At 71.5% G+C, this 25,685-nt stretch carries 21 protein-coding genes; 11 read left to right on the top strand and 10 right to left on the bottom strand.

The window, feature by feature from the left end:
* Nucleotides 1-9 precede the first annotated feature (9 nt).
* On the bottom strand, nt 10-3,366 hold the full coding sequence (locus ACFC2L_RS04200) for a type I restriction endonuclease subunit R (RefSeq protein ID WP_375823045.1): 3,357 nt from the start codon (nt 3,364-3,366) through the stop codon (nt 10-12).
* 384 nt (nt 3,367-3,750) lie between these two features.
* Between ACFC2L_RS04200 and zorA the strand changes: the two genes are divergently transcribed.
* The 9 genes from zorA to ACFC2L_RS04245 all read left to right on the top strand — a co-directional run bounded on the left by zorA (nt 3,751) and on the right by ACFC2L_RS04245 (nt 13,002).
* Nucleotides 3,751-5,499 (top strand): anti-phage ZorAB system protein ZorA, encoded by a 1,749-nt coding sequence (zorA, locus tag ACFC2L_RS04205; RefSeq protein WP_375823046.1) that lies wholly within the window; start codon nt 3,751-3,753, stop codon nt 5,497-5,499.
* A complete protein-coding gene (locus tag ACFC2L_RS04210) occupies nt 5,492-6,280 on the top strand; it encodes a flagellar motor protein MotB (RefSeq protein ID WP_375823047.1) in 789 nt (262 codons plus the stop codon). Before zorA ends, ACFC2L_RS04210 begins: the two co-directional genes overlap by 8 nt.
* 131 nt (nt 6,281-6,411) lie before the next feature.
* Nucleotides 6,412-7,824, top strand: coding sequence for an EH signature domain-containing protein (locus tag ACFC2L_RS04215; RefSeq protein ID WP_375823048.1), 1,413 nt, complete (start codon nt 6,412-6,414; stop codon nt 7,822-7,824).
* A gap of 4 nt (nt 7,825-7,828) precedes the next feature.
* Nucleotides 7,829-10,858: a DEAD/DEAH box helicase gene (locus tag ACFC2L_RS04220; RefSeq protein WP_375823049.1), complete on the top strand. Its 3,030-nt coding sequence runs from the start codon at nt 7,829-7,831 to the stop codon at nt 10,856-10,858.
* 101 nt (nt 10,859-10,959) lie between these two features.
* A complete protein-coding gene (locus ACFC2L_RS04225) occupies nt 10,960-11,232 on the top strand; it encodes a multiprotein-bridging factor 1 family protein (protein ID WP_375823050.1) in 273 nt (90 codons plus the stop codon).
* Nucleotides 11,229-11,477, top strand: coding sequence for a HipA N-terminal domain-containing protein (locus ACFC2L_RS04230; protein ID WP_375823051.1), 249 nt, complete (start codon nt 11,229-11,231; stop codon nt 11,475-11,477). The genes ACFC2L_RS04225 and ACFC2L_RS04230 overlap by 4 nt, the downstream gene beginning before the upstream one ends.
* 66 nt (nt 11,478-11,543) lie before the next feature.
* Nucleotides 11,544-12,485: a type II toxin-antitoxin system HipA family toxin gene (locus ACFC2L_RS04235; RefSeq protein ID WP_375823052.1), complete on the top strand. Its 942-nt coding sequence runs from the start codon at nt 11,544-11,546 to the stop codon at nt 12,483-12,485.
* Between the two features lie 56 nt (nt 12,486-12,541).
* Complete coding sequence (locus tag ACFC2L_RS04240; protein ID WP_375823053.1) at nt 12,542-12,844, top strand: DUF1778 domain-containing protein; 303 nt, start codon at nt 12,542-12,544, stop codon at nt 12,842-12,844.
* A complete protein-coding gene (locus tag ACFC2L_RS04245; protein WP_375823054.1) occupies nt 12,841-13,002 on the top strand; it encodes a hypothetical protein in 162 nt (53 codons plus the stop codon). Before ACFC2L_RS04240 ends, ACFC2L_RS04245 begins: the two co-directional genes overlap by 4 nt.
* A gap of 119 nt (nt 13,003-13,121) precedes the next feature.
* Here the strand turns inward: ACFC2L_RS04245 and ACFC2L_RS04250 are convergent, their stop codons facing one another.
* The 5 genes from ACFC2L_RS04250 to ACFC2L_RS04270 form a co-directional block, all read right to left on the bottom strand.
* Nucleotides 13,122-13,982: a hypothetical protein gene (locus ACFC2L_RS04250; RefSeq protein ID WP_375823055.1), complete on the bottom strand. Its 861-nt coding sequence runs from the start codon at nt 13,980-13,982 to the stop codon at nt 13,122-13,124.
* Entirely contained in the window at nt 13,979-14,137 is a 159-nt protein-coding gene (locus tag ACFC2L_RS04255) for a hypothetical protein (RefSeq protein ID WP_375823056.1), read from the bottom strand. The genes ACFC2L_RS04250 and ACFC2L_RS04255 overlap by 4 nt, the downstream gene beginning before the upstream one ends.
* A gap of 469 nt (nt 14,138-14,606) precedes the next feature.
* On the bottom strand, nt 14,607-15,746 hold the full coding sequence (locus ACFC2L_RS04260) for a restriction endonuclease subunit S (protein WP_375823057.1): 1,140 nt from the start codon (nt 15,744-15,746) through the stop codon (nt 14,607-14,609).
* Complete coding sequence (locus ACFC2L_RS04265; RefSeq protein WP_375823173.1) at nt 15,739-17,319, bottom strand: type I restriction-modification system subunit M; 1,581 nt, start codon at nt 17,317-17,319, stop codon at nt 15,739-15,741. Before ACFC2L_RS04265 ends, ACFC2L_RS04260 begins: the two co-directional genes overlap by 8 nt.
* Nucleotides 17,320-17,411: 92 nt before the next feature.
* Nucleotides 17,412-19,571: a hypothetical protein gene (locus ACFC2L_RS04270; RefSeq protein ID WP_375823058.1), complete on the bottom strand. Its 2,160-nt coding sequence runs from the start codon at nt 19,569-19,571 to the stop codon at nt 17,412-17,414.
* A gap of 393 nt (nt 19,572-19,964) precedes the next feature.
* Here ACFC2L_RS04270 and ACFC2L_RS04275 point away from each other — a divergent pair, with 393 nt between their 5' ends.
* Together ACFC2L_RS04275 and ACFC2L_RS04280 are read left to right on the top strand one after the other, a co-directional pair.
* Entirely contained in the window at nt 19,965-20,246 is a 282-nt protein-coding gene (locus ACFC2L_RS04275; RefSeq protein WP_375823059.1) for a DUF3892 domain-containing protein, read from the top strand.
* Nucleotides 20,247-20,289: 43 nt separating this feature from the next.
* Nucleotides 20,290-21,030, top strand: coding sequence for a hypothetical protein (locus ACFC2L_RS04280; protein WP_375823060.1), 741 nt, complete (start codon nt 20,290-20,292; stop codon nt 21,028-21,030).
* Here ACFC2L_RS04280 and ACFC2L_RS04285 read toward each other — a convergent pair.
* The 4 genes from ACFC2L_RS04285 to ACFC2L_RS04300 all read right to left on the bottom strand — a co-directional run bounded on the left by ACFC2L_RS04285 (nt 21,027) and on the right by ACFC2L_RS04300 (nt 25,608).
* Nucleotides 21,027-21,488 (bottom strand): DUF779 domain-containing protein, encoded by a 462-nt coding sequence (locus tag ACFC2L_RS04285; protein WP_375823061.1) that lies wholly within the window; start codon nt 21,486-21,488, stop codon nt 21,027-21,029. The genes ACFC2L_RS04280 and ACFC2L_RS04285 overlap by 4 nt on opposite strands.
* Nucleotides 21,489-21,600: 112 nt before the next feature.
* On the bottom strand, nt 21,601-23,124 hold the full coding sequence (adh, locus tag ACFC2L_RS04290; RefSeq protein ID WP_375823062.1) for an aldehyde dehydrogenase: 1,524 nt from the start codon (nt 23,122-23,124) through the stop codon (nt 21,601-21,603).
* A 151-nt stretch (nt 23,125-23,275) separates the two neighbouring features.
* Nucleotides 23,276-24,586, bottom strand: a complete 1,311-nt coding sequence (locus tag ACFC2L_RS04295; protein WP_375823063.1) for a transcriptional regulator — start codon at nt 24,584-24,586, stop codon at nt 23,276-23,278.
* Nucleotides 24,587-24,657: 71 nt separating this feature from the next.
* Nucleotides 24,658-25,608 (bottom strand): LysR family transcriptional regulator, encoded by a 951-nt coding sequence (locus tag ACFC2L_RS04300; protein ID WP_375823064.1) that lies wholly within the window; start codon nt 25,606-25,608, stop codon nt 24,658-24,660.
* Nucleotides 25,609-25,685: the final 77 nt, after the last annotated feature.

Below are 25,685 nucleotides of genomic sequence, written 5' to 3' on the forward strand. Positions count from 1 at the left end.
GTCCCCTCCTCACGCCGCGTAGCGCGGCGCCATCGACTCCATCTGCTGCATGACGAGGACGATCGCCCCGGACTGCCGGTCCGGCGGGTACTTGTGCTTGATGAGCAACCGCTTGATCGACGACCGGAGCTTGGCCTTCACGTCGTCGCGGACGGTCCAGTCGGTCTTCACGTCGCGGCGCATCACGGCGACGAGGTCCCGGGCGATCTGCGCGAGGACGTCCTCGCCCTGCAGGTCGACCGCCGACTCGTTCGTCGACACGGCGTCGTAGAAGGCGAGCTCATCGCGGTTCAGCGGGGGTTCGAACCGCTGCCCGCGCGTCTCCTCCGCGGCCACCTCCCGTGCCATCTCCACGAGCGCGGCGATGACCTCGGCCGACGTGAGGTTGGAGTTCACGTACTTCGACATGATCGACTGGAGGCGCTCGGAGAACACCTGCTGCCGCACGAGGTTGCCGCGCGTGAGCCGCCTCGACTCCTCCGTGACGAGCCGGCGCAGCGCCTCGATGGTCAGCTGGGGGTTCGGCGCCGCCTGCGCGGTCGCGAGGAAGTCGTCGTCGATGCGGTCGAGCCGCGGGTGCTCGAGCCCGGCAGCGGAGTACACGTCGACGACCTCCCCGGACACCACCGCGGTCGCCATGAGCTGGTTGAGGAGACGCTGGACGTCGTCGGGCACGGGCTCGCCGCGAGCCTGGCGCTCCTCGGCGTCGAGCTTGCCCATCCAGACGCGGACCTGCTCGTAGAACCGCGCGTCGTCGGCAAGGTCCGTGACGGCGTCGGACCGACCGGCGATGGCCCAGGCCCTGGCGAGCGCCGCGGCCCGACGGCGGAACTCGGCTCCGCGCGACTCCTCGCCGTCTGCCGTGACGACGTTGCCGGGTGTGCGGGGGTCGCGCAACCACGCGACGGTCGCGAGAACCGTGTCGAGGTAGCCACGACGCGACCCTGCCGCGCTGGCGCTCGTCAGCAGTCCCCGCCATCCCGACGGGTCGACGAGCTCGCGCAGCCGTGCGACGAGGTCGGTCACCACCTCGGCCGCGTCGTCGACGGTGCGTCCGACCGGTCGCGCACCCTGGTCGCGCACGGTGTACTCCGCGAGCGCGGCGCGCAGGTTCTCCGCGATCGGTGCGGACGCGACGAGCAGGCCGGCGTTCTTGCCGCGGAACGTGCGGTTGACGCGGGCGAGCGTCTGCATGAGCAGCGCTCCACGCATGGGTCGGTCGAGGTAGAGCGTGTGCAGCGGGGGCGAGTCGTACCCGGTGAGCATCATGTCCTTGACGATGACCAGCTCCAGCTCGTCGTCGGGGTCCTTCAGACGCTTCTTGACGACGGCGTTCTCGGAGTCGCGACGGACGTGGTCGGCGATCGGCGGCTGGTCCGCCGCAGTACCGGAGTAGACGACCTTGATCCTCCCCGCGTGCAGGTCGTCGGAGTGCCAGTCGGGACGGAGCGCGACGATCTCGTCGTACAGCCGCGCGCAGATGTCGCGCGTCGCCGCGACGATCAGCGCCTTCCCCGGCGCGCCGCCCGCCACGGGTGCGCGAGCCTCGTCGGGCGTCGAGGCGCCGCGCACGAGCTCCTCCATCGCTCCACGACGTCGCTCCCAGTGCTGCACGACGTCGCCCGCGAGCTCACGCAGCCGGGCCGGCGCCCCGTACACGGCGTTGACGACGGCGACCGACTTCTCGATGCGGTCGCGCTCGACGTCGTCGAGACCGACGGTCGCCTCGTCCGCGGCGGCGTCGATCGTCTCCGCGTCGAGACCGTCCGCGAACGCGACCTTGACGAGCCGCGGCTCGAAGTAGACGGGCACCGTCGCACCGTCCTCGACGGCGCGCGTGAGGTCGTACACGTCGATGACGTCGCCGAAGACCTTCTCGGTGTTGCGGTCGGCGGTCGAGATCGGCGTGCCGGTGAACGCGATGAGCGTCGCGTTCGGCAGCGCGTTCTTCAGGTGCCACGCGTAGCCGTCGAGGTCGTCGTAGTGGGACCGGTGCGCCTCGTCGACGACGAGCACGACGTTGCGGCGGTCCGACAGCACGGGATGCTTGGCGCCCGCGTGCTTCTCCTCCGCGGTCAGGCCGAACTTCTGCAGCGTCGTGAAGTAGATGCCACCGGTCCTGCGCGACGCGAGCTCGTCGCGCAGCTCGGCCCTCCGCCGGATCTGCCGAGGGGTCTCGGTGAGCAGCCGCGAGCGCGCGAACGTCTCGTAGAGCTGGCCGTCGAGCTCGGTGCGGTCGGTGACGACGACGATGGTCGGGTTCGACAGCTTCGGGTGCCGCGCCACGTGGGCCGCGTAGAGCTCCATCTCCATGGACTTGCCGGAGCCCTGCGTGTGCCAGACGACGCCCGCGCGCCCGTCGGTCTCGACCGCCCGGATCGTCGCCTCGAGCGCTCGGCTCACCGCGAAGTACTGGTGCGGCTTGGCGACGCGCTTGGTGAGCCCGTCGTCGCCTTCGTCGAACGCCACGAACCCGCGCAGCAGCTGCACGAACCGCTGCGGGTTGAAGAGGCCGTCGAGCATCGTCTCGAGCGGCGACGAGAGGGTCACCTCACCCTCCGCGACGTCGTCCGTGATGCCGTCGACGGCGTGCCCGTCCCGGTCCGCCGCCTGGTCCGCGTCGGTGACCGGTGGGAGGGGCGCACCGGTCGGGCCGACGACACGCCCGTCGTCGTCCACGTTCCACGGCGAGTAGTGGTTGAGCGGCGTGAACGGCGTGCCGTACTTCGCGACGATCCCGTCGCTGATCACCGTGAGGACGCACGCGCGGAACGCCATGGGCAGCTCGCGCACGTACGTCGTGAGCTGCGCGTGCGCTGCGGCGACGTCGGCCCTCGCGGTCCCCGCGTCCTTGAGCTCCATGACCACGACCGGCAACCCGTTGAGGTACAGCACGATGTCGAAGCGACGCTCGACGTCGCCGTCGACCACGCGGACCTGGTTGACGACCAGCCACTCGTTCTCGTCCTCGCGCGAGGAGACGAGACGGATCGTCGGGGTCTGCTGACGCCCGTCCTCGACGTACGTGACGCCGCGGTACCCGTCGACGAGGACGTCGTGGACCCGCTTGTTCTCCGTGATCGCGTCCTGCGACGTCGGGCGGAGGATCTCGACGAGCGCCTGCTCGAGGTAGTCCCGCGGCACGTCCGGGTTGAGGCGTCGCAGCGCGGCGCGCACACGCGAGGGGATCACCACCTCGTCCCAGGACTCTCGCTGCGGCAGCGGCTCGCCACCCGTCGCGTACCCGGGGTGCCCGACGGCGGACGCCGCGCCGGGCGCGATCGCCGGCCCGTCGAGATGCTGCCAGCCGATCCCGGCGAGATGGTCGAGCGCGAGGTGCTCCCACTCGGCTTCGTTGCTGCGCACTGATCCTCCGTGGCGTCGGTGCCTGGCCAGTCTCGGTTACGTCCCGGTCGACGACTGGTCGTGAGACTACTGGCCGGTGGCTCGTCCTACGCCAGGGTGCCGTAGGCGCGGTCGCAAACGCGTGCTGCGCGCCGATAGAGGGGGTTATCACGAAGAACGCCCATGCTCGACCGATCGTCCTGCGAGCCTCTTGCGCACCGAGGCCGGACCGGCGCCGGGAAGAACCCCGAACTTCACCCTGGACGGACTTCTCGACGTCGCCGACCAGGCCGTACGATCCGGTCGCGCCGCACAGTCGAGCCGTCCGGTGCTCACCACCCTTGTCCGTGCTCGGCCGCTTCGGTCGCTCGACGCACGGCCACGCACGAGAGGCAGCCACGACGAGTGAACCCGGTCACCCTGATCTCCGAGGCGCTCGAAGGTGATGGTCACGCGATCATCATCTGCGTCGCCGTCGCCCTGATCGTCCTCGTCGCCCTCTGGGCGGTTGCCTACACCGTGCGCGCCTACATGCTGGGCGTCAAGGCCATCGCACAGGTCCGCACCCTCATCTCCGTGCTGGACGCAGAGAACGCGTCTTCCGTCCGTCGGGAGCTGCGCGGACGCGCCATGGCACCCGGCCGAGGGAACGCGCTGTGGCGCGAGTTCGACGAGACCCTCGTCGTCCTGGATGACGACCGGCTCAGCAACACGGTCGAGGCGGAGCACTACTTCAGTCCCGACCGTTTCGCGCCCGAGCTCGTGCGCAACCGGCTGCTCGGGGCCGCACCGTCGATCCTCACTGCACTCGGACTGCTCGGGACGTTCATCGGGCTCGCCGTCGGGCTCAACGGACTGAACCTCAGCCAGGCTGCGACTGCCGACGAGATGCGGACGGGTATCGAGGCCCTGGTCAAGGGAGCAGGTCTCGGCTTTATCGCGTCCGTGTGGGGCGTGCTCTGCAGCCTCGTCGTGAACATCCTCGAGAAGATCTGCTCGCGGTCGATCTCCAAGCACGCCGCAGAGGTCCGCGACCAGGTCGACCAGGTGTTCCTCCTGCAGACGCCGGAGCACTCGCTCGTCCGGATCGAGCAGTTCACCCAGGACTCGGCAACGGCCCTGGCAGAGCTGCACGAGAAGATCGGCACCAAGCTCCAGGAAGCGGTCACCGGCCTGTCCGAGGAGATGCAGTCGGCCCTCACGCGAGCGATCGAGACCGCGGTGGCGCCGTCGATGAACGCGCTGGCGGAGCGGACCTCGAACCAGTCGGCCCAGGTCTTCGAGGACCTCGTGGACAAGTTCACAGAGAGCTTCCGCGGGATCGGCGAGCGGCAGGCGGCAGAGCTGGGCTCGGCGTCGGCCACGCTGGACAACGCGCTCACGGGAGTCTCGGACCGGGTCGGTGCCGCGGTGGCCTCCATGCAGGAGGCGGCGGCTGCCCAGGCGGCAGCGACCACCGCGCAGACCGCGGCGCAGGAGCGCCAGATCGCGGAGCAGGAGGAGTCGTTCCGCTCCCAGATGTCGGAACGCACGCAGGCCTTCGAGGCGGAGATGTCGACACTGACCGAGCTCGTGACGAGCCAGGCGAAGATCCTGGACGGGTCGCTCAGTGCGCTCGCCGTCGGGATGGACGCCGCCGCCGGCAAGCTCGGGGCCGCGACGACCGGGCTGCAGCGGTCCTCGGAGCTGCTCGGCTCCACGTCCCGCGCGTTCGAGACGACGAGCCGGCGGCTCGAGGAGTCGTTCGACGCCGGCGCGACCGCGCTCGCCGGGACGGCCGAGGCGCACCAGGAGGCGTCTCGGTTGCTGGACCGACACACGACGGAGCTCGACCGGCTCACCGAGACCACGGCGGCGACGGCCGGGAAGCTCCTGACCGCCGCGCAGTCCGCGAACACGGCGTTCGACACCCTGCGCGCGTCGCAGCGCCAGTTCCTCGACGACCTCCAGCAGCGGGTCGAGAACCAGAGCGCCGTGCTGCGCGAGTGGCTCGACGAGTACGGCGACAAGGTCCATCACCAGACCCGGGACCGGCTCGAGACCTGGGACGCTCACACGCGCGAGTTCGCCGCGCACATGCTGCAGACCAGCCAGGCCCTCGCGGAGGTCGTCGACGAGATCGATGCGAAGGCGAAGGTGTCGGCGCGTGCGTAGAGGACGGCGCCGACCTGGCGACACCTCGGGCGCCGACAACCCGTACTGGGTCTCCTTCACCGACCTCATGACCGCGCTGCTCGCGGTCTTCATGCTCGCCGTCGTGGCGCTCGTCCTCCAGGTCACCCAGGAGCAGCAGGCGCTCGCGGCGCAGCAGGAGGCCGCGGAGCAGGAGCGTGACGAGTTCAGCAGCCACATCGCCGACCTGAGCCGCGCCGAGGACGTCAGGGCGCAGATGCTGCTCGAGATCGCCGACGGGCTCCAGTCCCAAGGTCTCGCCGTGCACGTCAGCGAGGACAACTCGGTGCTGAGCATCCCGACGGAGCTGCTGGGCTTCGAGAGCTCCGAGTGGGAGCTGCGTCCCGAGCACCAGGCGGTCGCGCTGCAGATCGGCGAGGCGATCTCTGCGGCGCTCCGCACGGACGACCGCTTCCGCTACATCGACACCGTGTTCGTGGAAGGGCACACCGACAGCAACCAGTTCGAGGGGGTCGAGGGAACCGGCAACTGGGGGCTCTCGACGTTCCGTGCGATCTCGCTGTGGCGCTACTGGGAGACGGCGCTTCCCGCCGACCACCGGCTTGCGACGCTCCAGCGTTCGGACGGGAGCCCCCTGTTCTCCGTGTCCGGGTACGGAGAGACCCGGCCGGTGACCTCGCAGCAGACGACGGACGCCGAGCGGGCCGCGAACCGCCGCATCGAGATCCGGTTCACGGTGATCCGCCCGACCGCGGAGGATCTCTCCCGGCTCCTGGACGAAGCTCCTGCCGAGGAAGGCTGATCGTGCGTCCCACCGCGACCTTCGATCTCCCGCACTGGCCGGAGAGCATGACCGGCTCGTGGACCGGCCTGGTGGCGCGAGCCTCTCGGCAGCGGCGCGAGGCCGGCGGTGGACGCGCCTTCGGAGTCCTGATGGACGAGATCCGCGCCGCGATCGACCACGGGGAGATCGATGCGATCGTGACGCGGCTCCACGAGCGTCGCGTGGCACGCGCACTCGTCTCGGTGTGGAGCCACGACGTGGAGCGGGCTCGGGTCTCGATGACGCCAGACCTCGTCCGGGCGGTCGTCGACCGTCAGGACCCCCATCCGTCGCGGCTCCTCGTCCGCGCGCTCGTCGACCTCGTGCTCCGGCACTTCGACCTGCTCGACTCCTGGACGGCGGGGCTCTTCGACGCCACGTCCGGGGCAGCACGACGTGCCGCAGCGCTCGCTCCGCGACCCCGCCGCGCCCCGGTCGTCGTCGATGTCGCGGACGTCGCACGCGACCACCCCGAGGAGCTGCTCGTCCGCGACGCGCCTCGTCGCGTCGCGGGGCTGCTCGTGGCTTCCGGCGCCGACGGGATCCCCCGCCCCTTGGACGACTGGGTCCGCGCCCGTGGGCTGCAGGGGTACGAGTCCGGCCGGTTCGGGCTGCTCGTCCGGCAGGCCGTCTACCTGGAGCGCCTGGCTCGCGCGGACCACACCGACCCGACCGGTCTCGGCTTCCTGCCGGAGATCACGGCGCGGTCCGTGGTCGACGCGCCCGGAAGCGCGGGCCGCTACTTCGGTCACGACCTCCTTGAGGTCATGACGACCCGAACAGGAAACGGTGCGCCGTGCGACACGTGGCTCGAAGCGCTCGTGGACATAGGCGGCGATCCTCGCCTGCAACGCTCGGCGCAGTGGAACCGTTGGTGGGAGCCTCTCCCACTGTCCGCTCGCGAGCAGGCCGTGCGCTGGATGAGCGTCGAGGACCTGCGCCTCTTCCTCGAGGCGGTCGACACGTACGCCCGGGACAACGGCAAGGAGGATATGCTCCGCATGTTCCCCGCCCGCAAGCGGTTCTTGTGGGGACTCTACGAGCAGGGCCTCGTCCGCGAGTCGCGGGTCGTTCTCGGTAACCGTGCCCGCGCATCGGTGCAGCACCAGCTCGGCCGGCTCCGGACGGACGTCTCGAGCCTGACGGCGCGCACCGACACGGCGATCGTCGTTCTGGACTGCGGGTCCTTCCACCTCGTCGAAGGGTCGCACAGCTTCAAGCTCTGGATCTTCGACGGCCCGGCTCGCGGGATCCTCACGGACCGCTCCCGCAGGACGTTCACGCCCGAGATGCTCACGTACACCGTCCCGAACGATCATGCGCGGAATCATCCGGGGGGAGCACGAGCCCACACGTCGATCACGCATCACGAGTCGACGTGGCAGCACCACGCGGTCCGCTTCATCGTCGAGGAGCTCGGCGTGAGCCTCGACCCGCGGACCGTGATGTCCGCTGACGACTACTCCCAGCTCAAGCGTCGGTTCGGTCTACCGGTGCTCGGCGCACGTTCCGTGACGAGGTGAACCCATGGGCTTGAAGGACATGCTCTCCCGGCTGCGCATGCGGCCCGACGACGAGGCGGCGCCGATGCGGCGGTTCCAGGTCTCGTTCGACGACGACGGCGCCAACTTCGTCACGACGCCCGAGGACCTCGACCTGCTGCGGCAGGGCGAGGGACAGCGGTCGACACAGGAGCAGTTCCTGGTCCTGGAGATGATGGAGGAGGCCGGTGCCGCACTGCCTCTGCCGAACGGGTACGCGGTCCGGTCCCGGGACGTCGCGGCGATGGGTCCGGAGGAGGCTGCGATCCTCGGGCTTCCCCCGCTGCTCCCGGGCAGACTCGAGCCGAAGGTCCGGCACAACACGACGTCCCGACACTTCGACGTGTCGCTGCGTGTCGTGCTCGAGGACGGTGACGAGCCCTGCCGCCGCACAGGTCCCGTGGTCACCATCGGGAGCGAGACCAGGTACCGGTTGTCTCCCCGCGCGCTCCGGGTGATCCGCGCCGTCGAACGGCACGCTGCCCTGGAGGTCGGCCGTCGGTCGGAGGCGGACAACGTGCGACTGATCGCGGAGATCCAGGCGGCTCAGCGAGATGCGGCGCAGCTCGACGGCGTCTCCTTCTCGCTCGGGCACCTCGACGAGTTCAGCACCGTGTCACCGACGTCCGTGAGCCTGCTCGTCGAGGAGCAGCCCGACGGTTCCCTCGCGATCAGTCCCGACCTGGGTGCCGAGGTCGACCCGAGCGCGGTCTCGTCACGACGCCATCACGTCGAGGACGAGGGGCCGAGCGTGCTCCGGGTGGGCAACCAGCTCGTGATGCTCGAGGAGGACCAGGCGGAGGGGGTCCGCGAGGTGCTGCGCCGCCCGCACATCCCCGCCGAGGAGAAGCAGGACTTCTACCGCGCCCCGGGGGACTTCTACGATCCCACCCGGGTGGACGTCGACCTGCACTTCGGCGTGCGGGTCGCCGGAATCGGGGTCATCGTCCCGCAGACGTTCACGGACGCGAGCGAGTCCGGGATCTCGTGGTTCGGGGGCGACCCGACCCTGCGGCCCACGGACGTGCTCGCCGGGCTCATCGACTCCCTCCCGAGGCTCGAGCAGGTCGAGCGCGACGTGACCGCTGCCCGCGAGGCCGGGCGGACCGCGGTAGCAGTCGGGGACCAGGTCGTCGACATCGGCGACGAGCGGGCCACCGCCGCCGCCCTGCACGAGGCGCGGGACCGCCTCGAGGAGGAGGCGCGTGCATCGTCGGACGCGTCGTCCTCCGCGGACGCCGACGCCCCTGCTCCCGAAGAACCTGCCCGACGCGTGCAGGTGGGCGTGCACGTCGCCGACGCGCAGGACGTCGCCGACGCCCTGCGCGGAACAGCCGTCGCAGTGCGGCCGATCCGCCCGGTCGACTACGACTCGCTGGCACGGTCGCCCTATCCGCACCAGCGTGACGGCGTCGAGTGGATGGCGGCGCTCATGGCCGCCTCGACGCGCGCCCCCGAGTCCTCGGCCACCCGCGTCCAGGGAGCGGTCCTCGCGGACGACATGGGTCTCGGCAAGACCTACATGACGTTGGTCGCGCTGCGCGAGCTCATGGCTGCGGAGCGTGCGCTGGGCGAGGATCCACGCCCGACCCTCGCCGTCCTGCCCGTCGCGCTCATCGAGAACTGGGAGGCGGAGCTCGCGGGGACCTTTTTGGAGTCGCCGTTCGGCGACGTCGTCGTGCTCCAGGGCGGTCGCGACCTGCCGCGGTTCCGGCTCGCGGGTGCGGGCCGGGAGACGACGGCGACCGTCACGTCGCTGGACGAGCGCGGGATGATGCGGGACGACGCCATCCGCTTCTCGCTGCGCGTCGGCCCCGACCACGGGGACCGTCGGCTCGATGTGCCGGGGCGCCTCGTGCTCACCACGTACGACACCCTTCGCTCGTACCAGCTCTCCTTGGCCCAGGTCGACTGGGGCACCGTCGTCTTCGACGAGGCGCAGACGGTGAAGAACCCTGACACGCTCGCGACCCGAGCGGCGAAGGCGCTCAAGGCCCGGTTCAAGCTGCTCGCGACCGGGACCCCCGTCGAGAACTCCATGCTGGACTTCTGGTGCCTCATGGACACCGCCCAGCCCGGGCTGCTCGGCTCGTGGTCCGACTTCCGGTCGCGGTGGGTCGCTCCGATGAAGGACGCCGACCCGCAGGAGAAGATGCGTATCGGCGAGGAGCTCCGCGCGCTCGTCGGGCCGTTCATGCTGCGACGTGTGAAGGAGGACCACCTCGCCGATCTCCCGCCGAAGACCGTCTACGGCCCCGAAGAGGGCCCGTCGCGCGTCGCCCGGCCGGAGCTCGGCGTCCCGATGCCGGCGGGACAGCGCGAGGTGTACGACGACGTCCTGCGCGACTACCAGCGCAGCGCGGGCGCCCAGGGGGCTGCGCTGAAGGCGGTCCAGGGGCTGCGTGCCGTGAGCCTGCACCCCGCGGCGCGCGGCGACGGTGAGCTCGGGACCGATCCCGGTTCGCTCGCGCTCTCCGCTCGGATGACGGCGGCTCTCGAGGTCCTCGACGCGGTCCGCGACAAGGGTGAGAAAGCGATCGTCTTCGTCATCAACAAGAAGGTCCAGCGCAGCCTCGCCCTCTGGCTCCAGGACCGGTACGGCCTCCCGGTGTCGGTCGTGAACGGCGACACGGCGGCGGTGTCCACCGGCTCGTCGCCGACGCGCAAGCGCATCATCGAGAGGTTCGAGCAGCGCCCGGGGTTCAACGTCATCATCATGTCGCCCCTGGCAGTCGGGGTCGGGCTGACCGTCGTCGGCGCGAACCACGCGATCCATCTCGAACGGCACTGGAACCCGGCGAAGGAGGCGCAGGCGACCGACCGGATCTATCGCATCGGCCAGACGAGACCGGTCTCGGTGTACCTGCCTGCGGCGCTGCACCCGGACATGACGTCGTTCGACCTCAACCTCGACCGGCTCCTGCAGCAGAAGACGATCCTGCGCGAGGCGATCGTCGTCCCGGAGAAGGTCACCGAGGACGAGCTCGCGGATGCTCTGACGCTCGACCCGCGCTGATCGCGACGAGCCGCCTGCATCGCATCTGATTCATTCGAGGAGTAGCCTGATGCTGAATCGGGAATGATTCACATCCGTATTGAGAACAGGATGAATCAGATATGAGCGCATCGATGCCGTGGTTCCGTGCGCGGACCGCGGGCGCCCTCGGCTCGGCCGTGCGCCGCGCCCGGCAGGTTGCCGTGCTGTCGCAGGACGAGCTCGCCCGTCGCGCGTCGACGTCGAGGCCCACCGTCTCGCGCCTCGAACGAGGTTCTGCCGTCGCGACCTCGACCCTGCTCGACGTGGCAGCGACGTGCGGCTACGAGCTCGTCCTCGTCCCTCGGGGCGCTCGGCTCACCGTCACCACGGGCGCGAGCGACGGCGAGTCGTGAACGCCACGCCCGACGTCCTCGCCGTCCACCTCCGCGGGGACCCAATCGGCGAGGTGCGACGCCTGCGGAACGGGCGGCTGCGTCTGCAGTTCTCCGACGGGGCGCTCCACCGCTGGGGCGAGGGCAGCCGCCCGCTCTCGTTGTCGCTTCCGCTCACCCCACGTCGGCTCGACGGGCCCGAGGTGCATCGGTTCCTGGACAACCTCCTGCCCGAGGGCCCGGTGCGGGCCGCGCTCGAGCGGTAGCACGGCGTCGCTCCCTCGGACACGTTCGGCCTCCTCGCCCGGGTCGGGGCCGAGTGCGCCGGAGCCGTGCAGCTCGTCCCGGAAGGAACCACGCTCGACGACGGGCATCTCCGCCCCTTGGACGACGCCGAGTTCGCGCGGCTCGTGTCCGAGCTGCCGACGCTCGATCCGCCGGACGACCTCGCCGTGACCGCGTCGCTCGGTGGTGTGCAGGCGAAGGTGCTGCTGCACCGCACCGAGTCGGGCTGGGCGTGGCCCGCGAACGGCGCGCTCTCCACGCACATCGTCAAGCCTGAACCACTCGGCGGGACGGGGATCGAGAGCCTGGTACGGCTCGAGCACTGGACGCTGCTGCTCGCCCAGGCAAGCGGTGTCCCGGCCGCCCGCAGCGAGCTGATCGCGGTCGACGGGCGGGACGTGATCGTCGTCGAGCGGTACGACCGCACGGGCGGGCGACGGTCGCACCAGGAGGACCTCGCCCAGGCGCTCGGTCTCGCCGCGCAGGACAAGTACGAGCCGTCCGGACGGTCGCCGGGACGACTCGCCAGCGTCGCACGCACGGCCTCGGCCGAGGCGATCGACCCCGCGGCCCTCCGCCACGACCTGCTCCGGCTCGTCACCTTCAACACGATCGTCGGCAACGGCGACGCGCACGCGAAGAACTACTCGCTGCTCGTCGACACCGAGGCGTCGTACAGCGTCGCACCGCTGTACGACGCCGCGCCGGTCTACCTCGTCTCGTCCGCGTACCGGCACTCCGGGCTCGCCGTCGCAGGCCGGAACCGGCTCGACCTCGTCACGGGTGCACTCCTGGTCGAGGAAGCGGTGTCATGGGGAATGGGACGCGCGACGGCGGTGGAGACCATCGCCTCGATAGCGGACGCCGTTCTGCACGGCCTCGATGCAGTCCCGACCGATGTCCCACACGCCCAGGTTCCGGAACGCGTTGCCGAGAGGGCGACCGCGGTCGCCAGATCGGCGATGGGGAGTCCCCCCAATTCAGCGTGACCATCGACGGGGCGTGTCCGTACGGTGTCCGTACGGGTTGAGTCCTGGGGGAGATCATGGCGACCGCACGTCAGACAAAGAACCGACGCATCGAGGTCCGCGCCACCGAACGCCAGGAAGCGCTGGTCCGGCAAGCTGCGGCTGCAAGCAGTCAGACCATCGCCAGCTTCGTCCTCTCGTCCGCGGTCGAGCGAGCGGAGCGCGTGCTCGCCAAGCGTCGATGGTTCACCGGGTCGCCCGGCGAGCACCAGGCGCTTCTCCGGCTCCTCGACGAGCCGCTCCCCTCGACCGTCGCGTTCGAGAAGCTCTGGTCGCGTCCGTCGCCGTTCCGGCAGCCGTTCACACCGAACGCTCGATGAGCGAAGAGTCCCTTGACCCTCCGCGTCGCCTGCGGCGGGACGACGACCGGGAAGCCTTCGAGGGCGGCGCGAGCGAGCTGGACGACTGGTTCCAGCCGATGCACCTGGTTCTCCCGATGAAGGAGATCCGGAGAAGCCTGCGGAATCCGGCGCCGTGAGCGACGCTCACACGGGCTCGCCCCAAGCGCCCAGTGCCTAGGAGTGCACGACGAACCGCACCACTCGTCGAGGTAGGTCTGCGTGACCCGGTCGTCGGTCCAGACCCTCGCGACCGGCCCTACGGCGAACCTCGGACGACACCCCCGGGCGACCCGTCGAACGGCTGGTCCTTGGCCCACCAGAGGAACTCCGCCGCGTGCTGCTGGTTCTCGAACCCGTCGCCGACGAGCGCCCGCAGGAGAGTGTTGCTCCACACGATGAGCCGACCGATGGTCCAGGTGACGCGGTGCGGGTCCGGCAGCTCGACGCCCCAGATCGCGCGTGCGACCTCGACCTTCCCGGCCGTGCCGGTGTACTTGAGGATCGTCAGGTACTCGTCGGGGTGGACGATGCACAGCACCTTGGTCAGCAGCGCCTCCTTGAACCCCTTCATCCCGAGGGACGTGGTGTCGTCGATCAGCTGCGTCAGCCGGTCCTCGAGCGGGGTGGACTCCGGGCCGCGGAGCAGGTGCTCGACGGCCGTGCGCACCTGCGCGGCGGCCGCGTCGTCGCCGATCCGGTTCCACTCGGTGTTGAACACGGACATGTTGCCCGGGTTCGCCCCGACGGACAGGTTCGCGAAGTCCTTGAGGTCCTGAGGCGCTGCCGTCGGCAGACCCTCAGCACTGAAGATGCGCTGGTACTTCGCCCAGAAGGGCGCCACGGCAGGGTCAGGCGTCGGGCTGCCCGCGAGGAATGTGGCCTTGAGCTTCCGCGCGTGCTCGACCCGTTCTGGTGCGACGTCCTCGGGGCGCGGGAAGGTCGTCCGCAGCTCGTCGTAGGTCGGCAAGGGTCTCGGGCGCGTCGGCGCGTTCGCCGTCCCGCGCACCCACGTGTGTCCGCACTCGACACAGCTGACCCGACGGCGCCCGTCCGACAGGACGTCGAGCAGGTCGACGTCGTCGGAGCCGCACGCGCTGCACACGAGGTCGGTGATCACGGCTGCAGCTCCGAGGGGCCGGCAGGCATCCGCTCCGCGGCGGCGAGGAAGCGCTCGGCCGCTGTCAGGTTCTCGACGACGGCGAGACCGTCGCCGTCACTGACCAGCCGGACCTCGCCGACGGAGTCGGCTCCTCCGGCGGTGCTGTCGATCATCGGTGTCCCCTTCCGAGGGTCGGGAGGCCGCCCCGGGACTCGCAGGCGCGGTGGAGCGTGTCGTCGAGGTCCTCGCCGGCCGGGCCGTCGTCGAGGTCGAGGATCGCGCGCTCGCGGAACCGGGCCTCGCGACGCTCGAGGTACGTCGGGCGGCCCTCGTCCGTCTCGTCCCGCGAACGACGGCGCGGGGTCTCTGCCAGAGCGTCCGGGTCCGGGGTGCTCGGGCTCGCGCCGGTCGGGGCTGGGGCGTTCCGGGTAGCCGTGCCCGACGACGCAGCGTCCGTCCGCGCGGCACCTCGCCTCGCGGTGCGGCGTGGGCCGGGGCAGACGGCGGTGCCGGTCGCATTCAGGTGTGGCGGCCACAACCCGTCCGGGTTCGCCGCGAGCGCGCGTCCGCACGTCGGACAACCCCGGCGTGCGGACGACGCGGGCGCGGGCGTGCTGGACCCCGGCGACACGGGAGGCATGGTCACAGCCCTGCCATCTCGGCCGCCTCGCGCACCCGGAGCTTCCCGGACATGAGTTGCGGCAGCAGCGTGTCGCGCGTCGCAGAGAGCACCGAGTTCTCACGAAGAGCCGCGCTCGCCCGCTCGTGAAGCACCCGCGCCTCCGCTTCAAATCGCCGTTCGGCCTCGATCGAGAGTCGACGAACCCGTAGCTTCTTGAAGTTCCCCCGCGAGAGTTCGAGGAACGTCGCTCCGTTCGCGTGGTCGAGGAACTCCGGGACCCGGCTCCGCATCTCGTGGAACAGCCAGTACCGCGACACCCCGTCACGAGGTTGAAGGGCGATAAACCCTTGGTTCGCAGCCATCGGCTCTTCGGCGATCGCGAAGGCACCGATCGTCGCGCGCGAGGTCATGAAGATCGTGCCGCGCGGGTAGAGCAGCGACGAGATCGCGGCGAGCCCTTCCTCGCTGATCGTGCGCTTCGTCTCCCAGACGTACGGTCCGGTCAGCGCAGTCACGTCAGTCGGCGTCAGCCAACGCACTCCGCCGTCCCAGTACTCCGGCACTTTCGAGCGTGGCGTCGCACCACCACCGATATGCGCGACATCGGCGAAGGTCTCTTCCGACAGTCCGGTACCTTCGACAGCCTGCGCGAAGCGAGCACTCGCGAGGGCGTCGGCGGTAGCGGCGAGGCGGCTGTTGGCCGCGATCTTGTCGTCGAGTGCACCGAGCACCTCTGCGATGGCACGACGCACTGAGAGGTCAGGAACGCGAAGACGAATCGCGTCCATCGACCCTCGAGATAGTTTAGGTTGCGCCGATCCGGTGAGATAGCCGGTAATGTCGGTCAACGCCAGCGCGTACTTTAGAAACGCAGTGTCTACCGACTCCTTTCCACGCAGTACATGCACATGGTTATTGGGCCAGAACTTGCCTGAGACCGTGAAGGCGATCGGCGTGGTGCGCGATCGCAAGTTCTCACCGTCCTCCGAAACAAGGAGATACTCACCGTCCAGCAGGTAGTCGTCTACCCAGTCCACAACACCAGAGGCACCGTAGTACGGATGTGGACCTTCACGGCGTTCAGATGCCTTGACCGGGAGCCGTTTCGAATCGAAATTGTCAACAAGGTCGCCAAGTCGGACATCGTGCCACTCAGCCATCGATCCGGCCCAGCTGCTCGCGGACGACCTGCTCGAGCCGTGCCGACTCCTCGAACTGCTCGAAGAGGTCCTTGGTGAGTCTCACGATCTTGTCCTCGACGGGCTCGCCGTCGTCCTCGACCTCGGCGGCGCCGACGTACCTGCCAGGAGTCAGGGCGTAGCCTGCGTCCTTGATCTCTCCGAGCGTCGCGGAGTAGGCGAACCCGGGGACGTCCTCGTAGGAGAGCCCTGCCTCGACGGCCGACTTCGTTCCGCGCCAGGCGTGGAACGTGCCGGCGATCTTCGCGATGTCGTCGTCGGACAACGCACGCTCGGCGCGGTCGACCATGTGGCCGAGGTTGCGGGCGTCCAGGAAGAGCACCTGGCCGGTGCGGTCGACGGACCCCCGGGAGCCCGCCGCCTTGTCCTGGGCGAAGAACCACACGCATACGGGAATACCGGTGGACCGGAAGAGCTGCGTGGGCAGCGCGACCATGCAGGACACGAGGTCAGCCTCGACGAGCTGGGCGCGGATCTCGCCCTCGCCCCCCGAGTTGGACGACATGGACCCGTTGGCCATGACCACACCGGCGGACCCGCCGGGCGCGAGCTTGGACAGGATGTGCTGGATCCAGCCGTAGTTGGCGTTCCCTGCGGGCGGAACGCCGTAGCGCCAGCGGGCGTCGTCGGTGGCGCGGGCCCAGTCCTTGATGTTGAAGGGCGGGTTGGCCATGACGTAGTCCATCTGCACGTCGGGGTGCAGGTCGCGCGCGAACGTGTCGCCCCAGCGCGAGCCGAGCTGGCCGGTGAGGCCGTGCACGGCGAGGTTCATCTTCGCCATGCGCCAGGTGCGCTCGTTGAGCTCCTGCCCGTACACGGAGATCGCCTGCGGGTCGGCGCCGTGGCGCTCGAGAAACTTCTCGGCCTGGACGAACATGCCACCGGACCCGCACGCCGGGTCGTACACGCGGCCCGAGTACGGCTCGAGCATCTCGACGAGCACGCGCACCACGCCGGGGGGCGTGTAGAACTCGCCGCCGCGTTTGCCCTCGGCGGCGGCGAACTTCGCGAGGAAGTACTCGTAGACCTCACCGAGCACGTCGCGCGCCCGGATCGCGCCGACGCCGGTGAACCGCGCCGAGCTGAACAGGTCGACGAGCTCGCCGAGGCGGCGCTGGTCCACGCTGTTCGAGTTGAAGATCGTCGGGAGCGTCGCGGCGAGCGCGGGGTTCGACCCCATGATGTGCACCATGGCGTCGTCGACGAGCTCGCCGATCGTCGCGCCAGGCTCCTCGGTCGTCGCCGCCCGCCCCTTGGCGTGCTGCGCGAGGTAGCCCCAGCGCGACCGCGTCGGGACCCAGAACACGCCCGCGCCGCGGTACTCGTCCTGGTCCTCCAGCAGGGGCTGCGCGTCCTCCTCGCTCAGGCCGTCCGCGACGCACTCGGCGAGGATCGCGCCACGCCGCTCCTCGAACGCGTCGGACACGTACTTGAGGAACACGAGCCCCAGGACCACGTCCTTGTACTGGCTCGCGTCCATGGAGCCGCGGAGCTTGTCCGCGGCCTTCCACAGCGTGTCCTTGAGCTCCTTCATGGTGGTCGCCGTGCTCGGCGTGGCCACCGCCTGCTTCGTCCTCGGGGGCACTTCTGCTCGCTTCCTCGAATGGTCCTCGTGAACAGCCCTGCTCACGAGCCGGGCTCATCCTTGCGCATGCGTACGACACCGCTCGTGACGCCGTCGACCAGCACCTGCTCCAGCTCCTCGAGCCGCACCAGCTCGGCGCGCGCTGTGGCCCGCCTCTCGCGCACCCGCGCGAGCGCCGACGCGACGTCGTCCGCCTGCTCGGCGGGGACGAGCCGCACGTCCCACGACCGCCACCGGGTCCCCCTGGCCTGCGCCGCGACGTCGCGCGCGAGCACCTCGGGCACGAGCAGCGCGTCGGCCCCGACAGCGCCCGGGCGCTCCCCCGGGCCGTGCGCCCGCAGGCGCAGCACCCGGGCCGGGAAGGCGACCACGGAGAAGCCTGCGGTGTCGACGATCGCGGCGGGGTGCGGCGTGGTGCAGAACACGACGTCGCCCGGCTCGGTGACGCGGCCGGCGGGATACCGGGCGGCGAACTCCAGGCGGTCGACGACGCGCGTCCCGACATCCAGGTCACCGAGCAGCTCGGGGACGCCCAGGACCCGCGACTCGCCCGCCGGGTCGTCGCCGGGCGCGCGCACGTCGGCGTCGTCGATCCGATTGCCCGGCACGCGGCGCACGACGCCTCCGTCAACAAGGCTTCCCAACCGCGCCCGCCGCACCGGCTCGGCGTGGCCACGATCGACCCGGACGTCGAGCGCCGGGCGCGGGACGCCGTCGAGCGCGTCCACCAGCTCGACGGCGCGCGCGACGGCAGCACCGCCGTCGTCGCGTGCGACCGGTGCGAGCGGTCGCACGACCTCGACGAGGCTTCCCCGCGCGGCGAGCAGCTCGCGCACGTGCACGAACCGGGAGAACCGAAACGCGTGCCGCGCCACGTCGTCCCGCGTGCCGAGGGCCGCGACGACGTCGGTCACGAGGTCCTGGACCACCCCCGGCGGGAACGCGCCGTGCACGGGCGAGACCCCCGAGAGGTCGGCCACGGTCGTCCAGCGATCCGCGATGTCGAGGTTCGGGTCGGGGTCGCCGCCCCGGAGGACCCAGAGCGCGAGGCGCTCGCGCGAGCGCTCCACGAGCAGGCCGGCGGGCAGGAGGACCGCCGCGCGCAGGCGGTTCGGTCGCAGCAAGGCCGCGCGCACCGACTCCGCCTCGGGCGACGACGACGCGTCGATCAGCGCGCTCGCGGGGCCGATCACGAGCGCGAACTGACCGTCGGCGAGGCCGAGCACGAGGTCGTCCACGAGGTCGAGGACGGCGACGTCGTCGAGCACACCGGAGCCGACGGACGGGACCTGGGTCACCACGAGCGGGAGCTCGTGCGACCCGGGAGCACCGGCGACGGGCTCGGTCTCCAGGGGCCGCACGGACCAGCCGTGCGCGCCGAGCCGGCGGCGTACCAGACGGTGGGCGTCGCCCGTCGGCACGTGGGCCGTCGGAGACTCCACGACCTCGCCGCGGCCGAGGACGACCGCCAAGAGGTCCCCGCAACCCGGGTACGGGTCGGCGACGGCGCGCTCCACCGTCACGCCCGACGCCGCGTGGTCGCCCCCGACCGCGCCGGCTAGGTCCGCGACGAGCGCGAGCGCTGCGGGCGCGAGCGCCGATCGGGAGAGCTCGTCGCGTCCCGTGCGGAACCGGTCGGCGAGCAGTGCCTCCACCGCGGCGCCGGGCGTGTACGCCGACCCGGCGGCGAGATCCGCGAGCGCGGCGAACCGGTCGAGGTGATCCCCGAGCGCTTCGACCTCCGCGTAGAGGGCGTCGTCGCCCGGGTCGAGCTCGTCCGCCAGGTCGAGGACGTCGTCCGCGTCGAGGGATCCGAGGGGCTCGGACACGTAGGCCTTGAGGCGCAGGAGCGCGGTGAGACCCGCGAAGGCGACGTCGCGGTCCGGGCCGGACGCGTCGTCGAGCATCGCCCGCAGCGCGACGTCCGCGCGGAAAGCGCGGTTGTTGCCGAGGCCGCTCGCCTCGATCCAGTCCGCCACGTCCGACGCGCGGAACAGCAGCGCCTCCGAGCGCGGTCGACCCGGGACGGCCACCGCCCGTCGCACCGGCGCGGGGAACGGCGTGGGGCCGGTGGCGTGGCGCCGGCGCCAGACCGACACCACCGGACGGCGCACGCGGGCGAGCTCGGCGACGTCGGCGAGCGTGAGGCGCAGGTCCGTGAGCAGCGGCTGCGGCGCGGGGACTGCAGGAGAAACGGTCACGGTGGGGCACCTCCTCAGGTCGTGTTCGTCGTCGATTCCCGACCCTATCGGGATCGAACACGTTCCCATGCACCCCCGCGATAAGCCCTCTTATCACGTCTCGCATCGCCGCCCGACCGGCTGTTCGAGAACGCTCCTCCATGACCGGTCACCACGGCCGGCGCAGGGCGAAGGAGCTCGTATGACCTCGATCAGCCACGTGAGGTGCCGTTGCGGGTCCGTGTACCCCGTCCACGAGGGACGCGGCCTGTGCCCGCACTGCGTGTCCCTCACCCCGCCCGTCGACCGAGCCGTCGCCGAGCCGGACGCCGACGAGGACTGAGCTCCGACACCCCGTCTCGTCGCACCCGCACCGCACCGCACCGCACCGCACCGCACCGCAAGGAGGCCACCATGCCGTTCATCCGCTCCGTCCGGGTCGCGCACCCGGGCACGACCAACGAGCACGTCGTCGACGTCCGCTACTCGACCACCACGACCGGACCGCTCCGCGCCGGGACGCGCGAGGCCGTGCATGCCGCCATCCGCCGCGGCGAGCGGTTCCGGACGTTCGACGAGCGCACGCACAACCAGGCCGACGTCGTCGCCCGCGTCAGCCCGCGCGGGACCCGCTACATCGCGACCGTCGCGAACGGACGCGAGACCGACAACCTCCTCCACCTCCCCCGCCACTGATCGCGTCCGACCCACCGAAGCCGCACCGAACCGAAGGAGCACCATGTCCCCGTACAGCCAGCCCCTGTCCGTACCGCCGCTGCGCGGCGCTCGCGCGATCGCGGTCGCGTTCTCACTCACCGGGTCGCTCACCGCGTGCGGCCTCGCGGCGCCGGTGGCCCCGGAGGTGACCCCGACCGCATCGTCGGCGGCGTCCGAGGCCCCCGCCGCCGAGGCGACCCTGATCGGCACGTACCAAGAGGGCTACGGCCTCGGGTACGAGCACGGGTCGACGACCGGAGCCCGGGCGGGCACGGACTTCCTCGCCGCCCGGACCGAGCAGTTCAACGATGGCTACGAGGCCGGGTACTCCACGGGGAAGGACGAGGCGGAGGCCGCGAACAAGAATCCCGTGACGTCGTTCGGCACCCCCATGGAGTGGGAGGACGGGCTCACCCTCACCGTCACCAACGACGGATACTTCACGCCGAGCGAGTGGGCAGCGGTCGGCGAGTTCTCCACCTACCTCAGCTTCACCTTCACGGTGACCAACGGGACCGCCACCACCTGGTCCTCGTCGGGCTACACACAGGTCACGAGCGGGGGCGTCGCCGGCGACGAGGTGTACGACTCCGACCAGGGATACGGCGGCGCACCCACCGCTCCCGTCCTCCCGGGGCAGTCGATCACCTGGAAGCAGGGGTTCGGCGTCACGGACCCGGCGGACCTCACGATGAACGTCTCGCTCGACTGGGACCACGTCGATGTCGTCTACACGACGGTCGAGGACGCCTGGACCTTCTAGTGCCCCGCGAGGGCGTCGAGCGCGGCCCACTCGTCGTCGGTGAGGAGGCGCGACCGGATGATGAAGCGCACACCCTCGGGCGCCTCGACGCTGAACCCGGCGCCGCGGCCGGGCACGACGTCGATCGTCAGGTGCGTGTGCTTCCAGTACTCGAACTGGGCGCGGCTCATCCAGACGGGCACGGTGAACGTGCGCGCGCCGTCGGGCGCGCCCGGGACGTCGACCGCGTCGTCCACGACGACCAGGTCACCCAGGTGGACGTCGGCGTCGCCGAGCAGGAAGTCGCCCTGCGGGTAGCACATGGGCGACGACCCGTCGCAGCACCCGCCGGACTGGTGGAACATGAGCTCGCCGTGGACCGGGCGCAGCCGCGCGAGCAGCGCCGCGGCGTCGTCGGTGACCGCGACCCGCGCGGGAGCCGAGCCGCCCGCGCGGGGCGAGAGAACGTCGTCGTGCATGAGAACCTCCACGTGTCGGAGCCGACCAGGCGATCCCGGCACCCCGACCAGGCGGTCCTGGCTCGTCGGCGTCGCAGGACGAGCCAAGACCACCTGCTCGGCGGCCGGGGGCCTAGAAGAAGCCGAGCTTCTGGGCCGAGTAGGAGACCAGGAGGTTCTTCGTCTGCTGGTAGTGGTCGAGCATCATCTTGTGGTTCTCGCGCCCGACGCCGGAGCCCTTGTACCCGCCGAACGCGGCGGCCGCGGGATAGGCGTGGTAGCAGTTCGTCCAGACGCGCCCGGCCTCGATGGTGCGGCCCGCGCGGTAGGCGGTGTTCCCCGACCGTGACCAGACGCCGGCGCCGAGCCCGTAGAGGGTGTCGTTGGCGATGGTCATGGCGTCGTCGAAGTCGGAGAAGTCGGTGACCGCGACGACGGGACCGAAGATCTCCTCCTGGAAGATCCGCATCGAGTTCTTGCCCTCGAAGATCGTGGGCGTCACGTAGTACCCGCCCGCGAGGTCGCCGCCGAGCTCGGCGCGCGTCCCGCCCGTGAGGACCTTCGCGCCCTCGGCCTTGCCGATCTCGATGTACGACAGGATCTTCTCGAGCTGGTCGTTCGACGCCTGCGCGCCGATCATCGTCTCGGTGTCGAGCGGGTTGCCCTGCTGCACGGCCTTCGTGCGCTCGACCGCGTCGCCGAGGAACGTGTCGTAGATCGACGACTGGATGAGCGCCCGCGACGGGCACGTGCAGACCTCGCCCTGGTTGAGGGCGAACATCGTGAACCCCTCGAGCGCCTTGTCGTAGAAGTCGTCGCGCGCGTCGGCCACGTCGGAGAAGAAGATGTTCGGCGACTTGCCGCCGAGCTCGAGCGTGACCGGGATGATGTTCTGGCTCGCGTACTGCATGATCAGGCGGCCGGTCGTCGTCTCGCCCGTGAACGCGATCTTGCGGATGCGCGGGCTGGACGCGAGCGGCTTGCCCGCCTCGACGCCGAACCCGTTGACGACGTTCACCACGCCGGGCGGCAGCAGGTCGCCGACGATGTCCAGGAGGAACAGGATCGACGCGGGAGTCTGCTCGGCGGGCTTGAGCACGACGCAGTTGCCGGCCGCGAGCGCGGGAGCGAGCTTCCACACGGCCATGAGGATGGGGAAGTTCCACGGGATGATCTGCCCGACCACCCCGAGCGGCTCGTGGAAGTGGTACGCGATGGTGTCCTCGTCGATCTCGGAGATCGACCCCTCCTGCGCGCGGATCGCGCCCGCGAAGTAGCGGAAGTGGTCGATCGCGAGCGGGATGTCGGCCGCGAGCGTCTCGCGGACGGGCTTGCCGTTCTCCCACGTCTCCGCGACGGCGATCCGCTCGAGGTTCTCCTCCATCCGGTCGGCGATCTTGTTGAGGATGTTCGCACGCTCGGTCGCGCTGGTGCGGCCCCACGACCGGGCGGCGCCGTGCGCGGCGTCGAGCGCCCGCTCGATGTCGTCGGCGTTCCCGCGGGCGACCTCGGTGAAGGTCCGGCCCGTGACCGGGCTGGGGTTCTCGAAGTACTGCCCGCTCGCCGGCGCGACGTACTCGCCGCCGATCCAGTGGTCGTACCGGGGCTTGTACTCGGCGATAGCCCCGTCGGTGCCGGGGGCTGCGTAGACCGTCATGCGTCTGCCTCCTCGCAGTGCTGACCCGCCGCGCCCCAGGGAGGCCGGGCGGGGGGATGCCCGACGGCGGTGCGCGGCACGGCGCCTCGTCGCGCCGTGGCACGACGCTAGGCACCCGAGGGTTGCAGGACCGTTGCAGCGGGGGTGGCGGTCAGCCGAGCTCGTCGTCGAGCAGGTCGAGGTGGGCGCGGGCACGGACCCAGCGCGGGCTGCCGTGGTCGGCGACGCGCTGGAGGCGCGTCCACGCGGCGTGGTCCTCGGCGCCGTCGTCGGTGCGGGTCCAGGCGTCGAGGACGTCGGCGTCGCCCGCGGAGACGACGGCCGCGCGGAGCTCGGCCGCGAGCTCGGCGCGCAGGTGCTCGACGGCGGGCGCCCCGGAGCGCGGGAGGAGCGGCGCGCCGTAGGCCGCGACCGCTCCCCGGACGTCGCCGACGGCGAGCCGGTCGCGGACGACGTCGGCGTCGGTCCGCAGCGGGCGCGCGAGCCGGTACGGGCGGGACCCGGCGAGGAGGGGCCCGGCGACGCGGCGCAGGCGCGAGACCTCCGCGCGCACGGTGACGTCCGAGAGCGCGCCCGGGTGCAGGAGCACGGCGAGCTCGTCGGCGGAGAGGCCGCGGGGGTGCGCGGCGAGGAGCGCGAGGATCTCGGCGTGCCGCAGCGAGAGGCGGTGCTCGAGGCCGTCCGGTGCGCGGAGCACGGGCGCCGGCCCGAGCACGACCAGCTCCGGCGCCCCGTCGCGCGGCGGCGCGGGGACGGTCCCGGCGCCGTCGGTCGTCGGCGCCGCCGCGCGCTGGGCCAGCTCGCGCTCGAGGCTCAGCACCGTGGCCCGCACGAGCGAGAGCACGACGCCCGAGGCGGCCGACTGGCGACCCGTGACGTCGAGGACGCCGAGGACGCGGCCCGTCCCTGGCTCGTGGATGGGGACCGCCGTGCAGCTGAACGCCTGGACGGGGCGCGAGAAGTGCTCGGCGCCGAGGACCTGCACGGCGCGGCGCGCGGCGAGCGCAGTCCCGGGGGCGTTGGTCCCGACGCGCTCCTCGCGCCACACCGACCCCTCGACGAACCCGACGCGCTCGACGGCGTCCCGCAGGGAGCGGCTGCCCTCGACCCACAGGAGCCGGCCCGCGTCGTCGGACACGGCGACGGCCAGGCCGTCGTCCGCGGCGGCGTCGACGACGAGCTCGCGCACCACGGGCATGACGGCCGCCAGCGGTTGGGTGTCGCGGTAGGCGACGAGGTCGTCGTGGGCGAGCCCAGAGCCGGTGCGCGGGCCCTCGGGGTCGACGCCGCTGTGCACGGACCGGCGCCACGAGTCGGCCACCACGGGGTGGATGCCGGGCGGGAGCACGCCGTCGACGAGGAAGGACCGGTAGGCGGCACGGACCGAGCGGGCGTCGCGGCGCGCGTCGGGGCGGCGCGGGTGCGCGTCCGAGCGCAGCGGCGGTGCGAGAGTGCGCGGCACGGGACCTCCCACGTCGTCGTGCGGTGCTGGGGTCCAGTGTAGGGGTCGCCCCGCGCGGCGCGACCGGGCCGTCAGCGACGTGCGGGGCGAGCACGTGCCGCGGCGGTGCTCTCGCTCGCGACGCGGCGCAGCCCGGCGAGGACGACGCTCGTCGCCGCGGTGGGCGGGGCGCCGCGGCGCACGGCGGCGTAGACCGGGCGCGTCCGGGGCACCCGCAGCGGGCGGGCGACGACGTCGTAGCGCGGGTCGACGGCGAGGCCTGGCAGGAGCGCGACGGACAGTCCCGCCTCGACGTGGGCGAGCAGCAGCTCGTAGCTCGGGAGCCGCGCGACGACGCGCGGCTCGAACCCGGCCTCGCGGCACGCGCTCTCGACGAGGGTCGAGAGGTACCGGCCGGGCAGGTCGGCGGCCCAGCACGCGTCGGCGAGGGCGGCGAGGTCGACGGGACCGTCCCCCACCGACACCCCCGCCGTCGTCCGTGCCCACGCACCCGCCGGCGCCACCAGGACGACCGGGTCCTCGAGCAGCGGGACGGTCGCGACGTCGGGACCGGCGAGCCGCGCGCCGTCGAGCAGGTCGGCGGTCACCGCGACGTCGACGTCCGCGCGGCGGAGCGCGGGCCCGCTCTCGCGGGGATCGAGCTCGACGACCTCGACCTGCACCCGCGGATGCTCGACGGCGAGCCGCCGCGCGAGGGGGATCACGAGGGCCCGGACGCCGCTCGAGAACGCCGCGACGCGGACGACCCCGGCGGGCTGGCCGTCGGGGTACGCGAGCTCCGCCTCCGCGAGCGCCATCTGGTCGAGGATCACGCGGGCGTGCCGGGCGAGGGTGCGGCCGGCGGGCGTCAGGCGCACGCGCCGTCCCGTCCGTTCGACGAGGCGCGCCCCGGTCTCGGCCTCGAGGGCCGCGAGCTGTGCGGACACCGCGGACGGGCTCACGTGCAGGGACGCGCCCACCGCGCGCACGGTGCCGAGGCTCTCGAGCCGGGCGAGGATCTGCAGCCGGGCGGCGTTGAGCACGCGGTCCTCCGTTCGGGCGGGTCCCGCTGTGCGGGTTCTCCGCACAGACTGTACGAGAACTCGTGCTGTACGCGCAC

The organism is Cellulosimicrobium sp. NPDC055967, assembly GCF_042269845.1.
Taxonomy (GTDB): Bacteria; Actinomycetota; Actinomycetes; order Actinomycetales; family Cellulomonadaceae; genus Cellulosimicrobium.

Coding starts and splice junctions, on each gene's coding strand:
- ACFC2L_RS04215 (WP_375823048.1), top strand. CDS start 6,412: ATGGACGAGATCCGCGCCGCGATCGACCACGGGGAGATCGATGCGATC.
- ACFC2L_RS04220 (WP_375823049.1), top strand. CDS start 7,829: ATGGGCTTGAAGGACATGCTCTCCCGGCTGCGCATGCGGCCCGACGAC.
- ACFC2L_RS04225 (WP_375823050.1), top strand. CDS start 10,960: ATGAGCGCATCGATGCCGTGGTTCCGTGCGCGGACCGCGGGCGCCCTC.
- ACFC2L_RS04240 (WP_375823053.1), top strand. CDS start 12,542: ATGGCGACCGCACGTCAGACAAAGAACCGACGCATCGAGGTCCGCGCC.
- ACFC2L_RS04245 (WP_375823054.1), top strand. CDS start 12,841: ATGAGCGAAGAGTCCCTTGACCCTCCGCGTCGCCTGCGGCGGGACGAC.
- ACFC2L_RS04255 (WP_375823056.1), bottom strand. CDS start 14,137: ATGATCGACAGCACCGCCGGAGGAGCCGACTCCGTCGGCGAGGTCCGG.
- ACFC2L_RS04260 (WP_375823057.1), bottom strand. CDS start 15,746: ATGGCTGAGTGGCACGATGTCCGACTTGGCGACCTTGTTGACAATTTC.
- ACFC2L_RS04265 (WP_375823173.1), bottom strand. CDS start 17,319: ATGAAGGAGCTCAAGGACACGCTGTGGAAGGCCGCGGACAAGCTCCGC.
- ACFC2L_RS04275 (WP_375823059.1), top strand. CDS start 19,965: ATGCCGTTCATCCGCTCCGTCCGGGTCGCGCACCCGGGCACGACCAAC.
- ACFC2L_RS04280 (WP_375823060.1), top strand. CDS start 20,290: ATGTCCCCGTACAGCCAGCCCCTGTCCGTACCGCCGCTGCGCGGCGCT.
- ACFC2L_RS04285 (WP_375823061.1), bottom strand. CDS start 21,488: ATGCACGACGACGTTCTCTCGCCCCGCGCGGGCGGCTCGGCTCCCGCG.
- adh (WP_375823062.1), bottom strand. CDS start 23,124: ATGACGGTCTACGCAGCCCCCGGCACCGACGGGGCTATCGCCGAGTAC.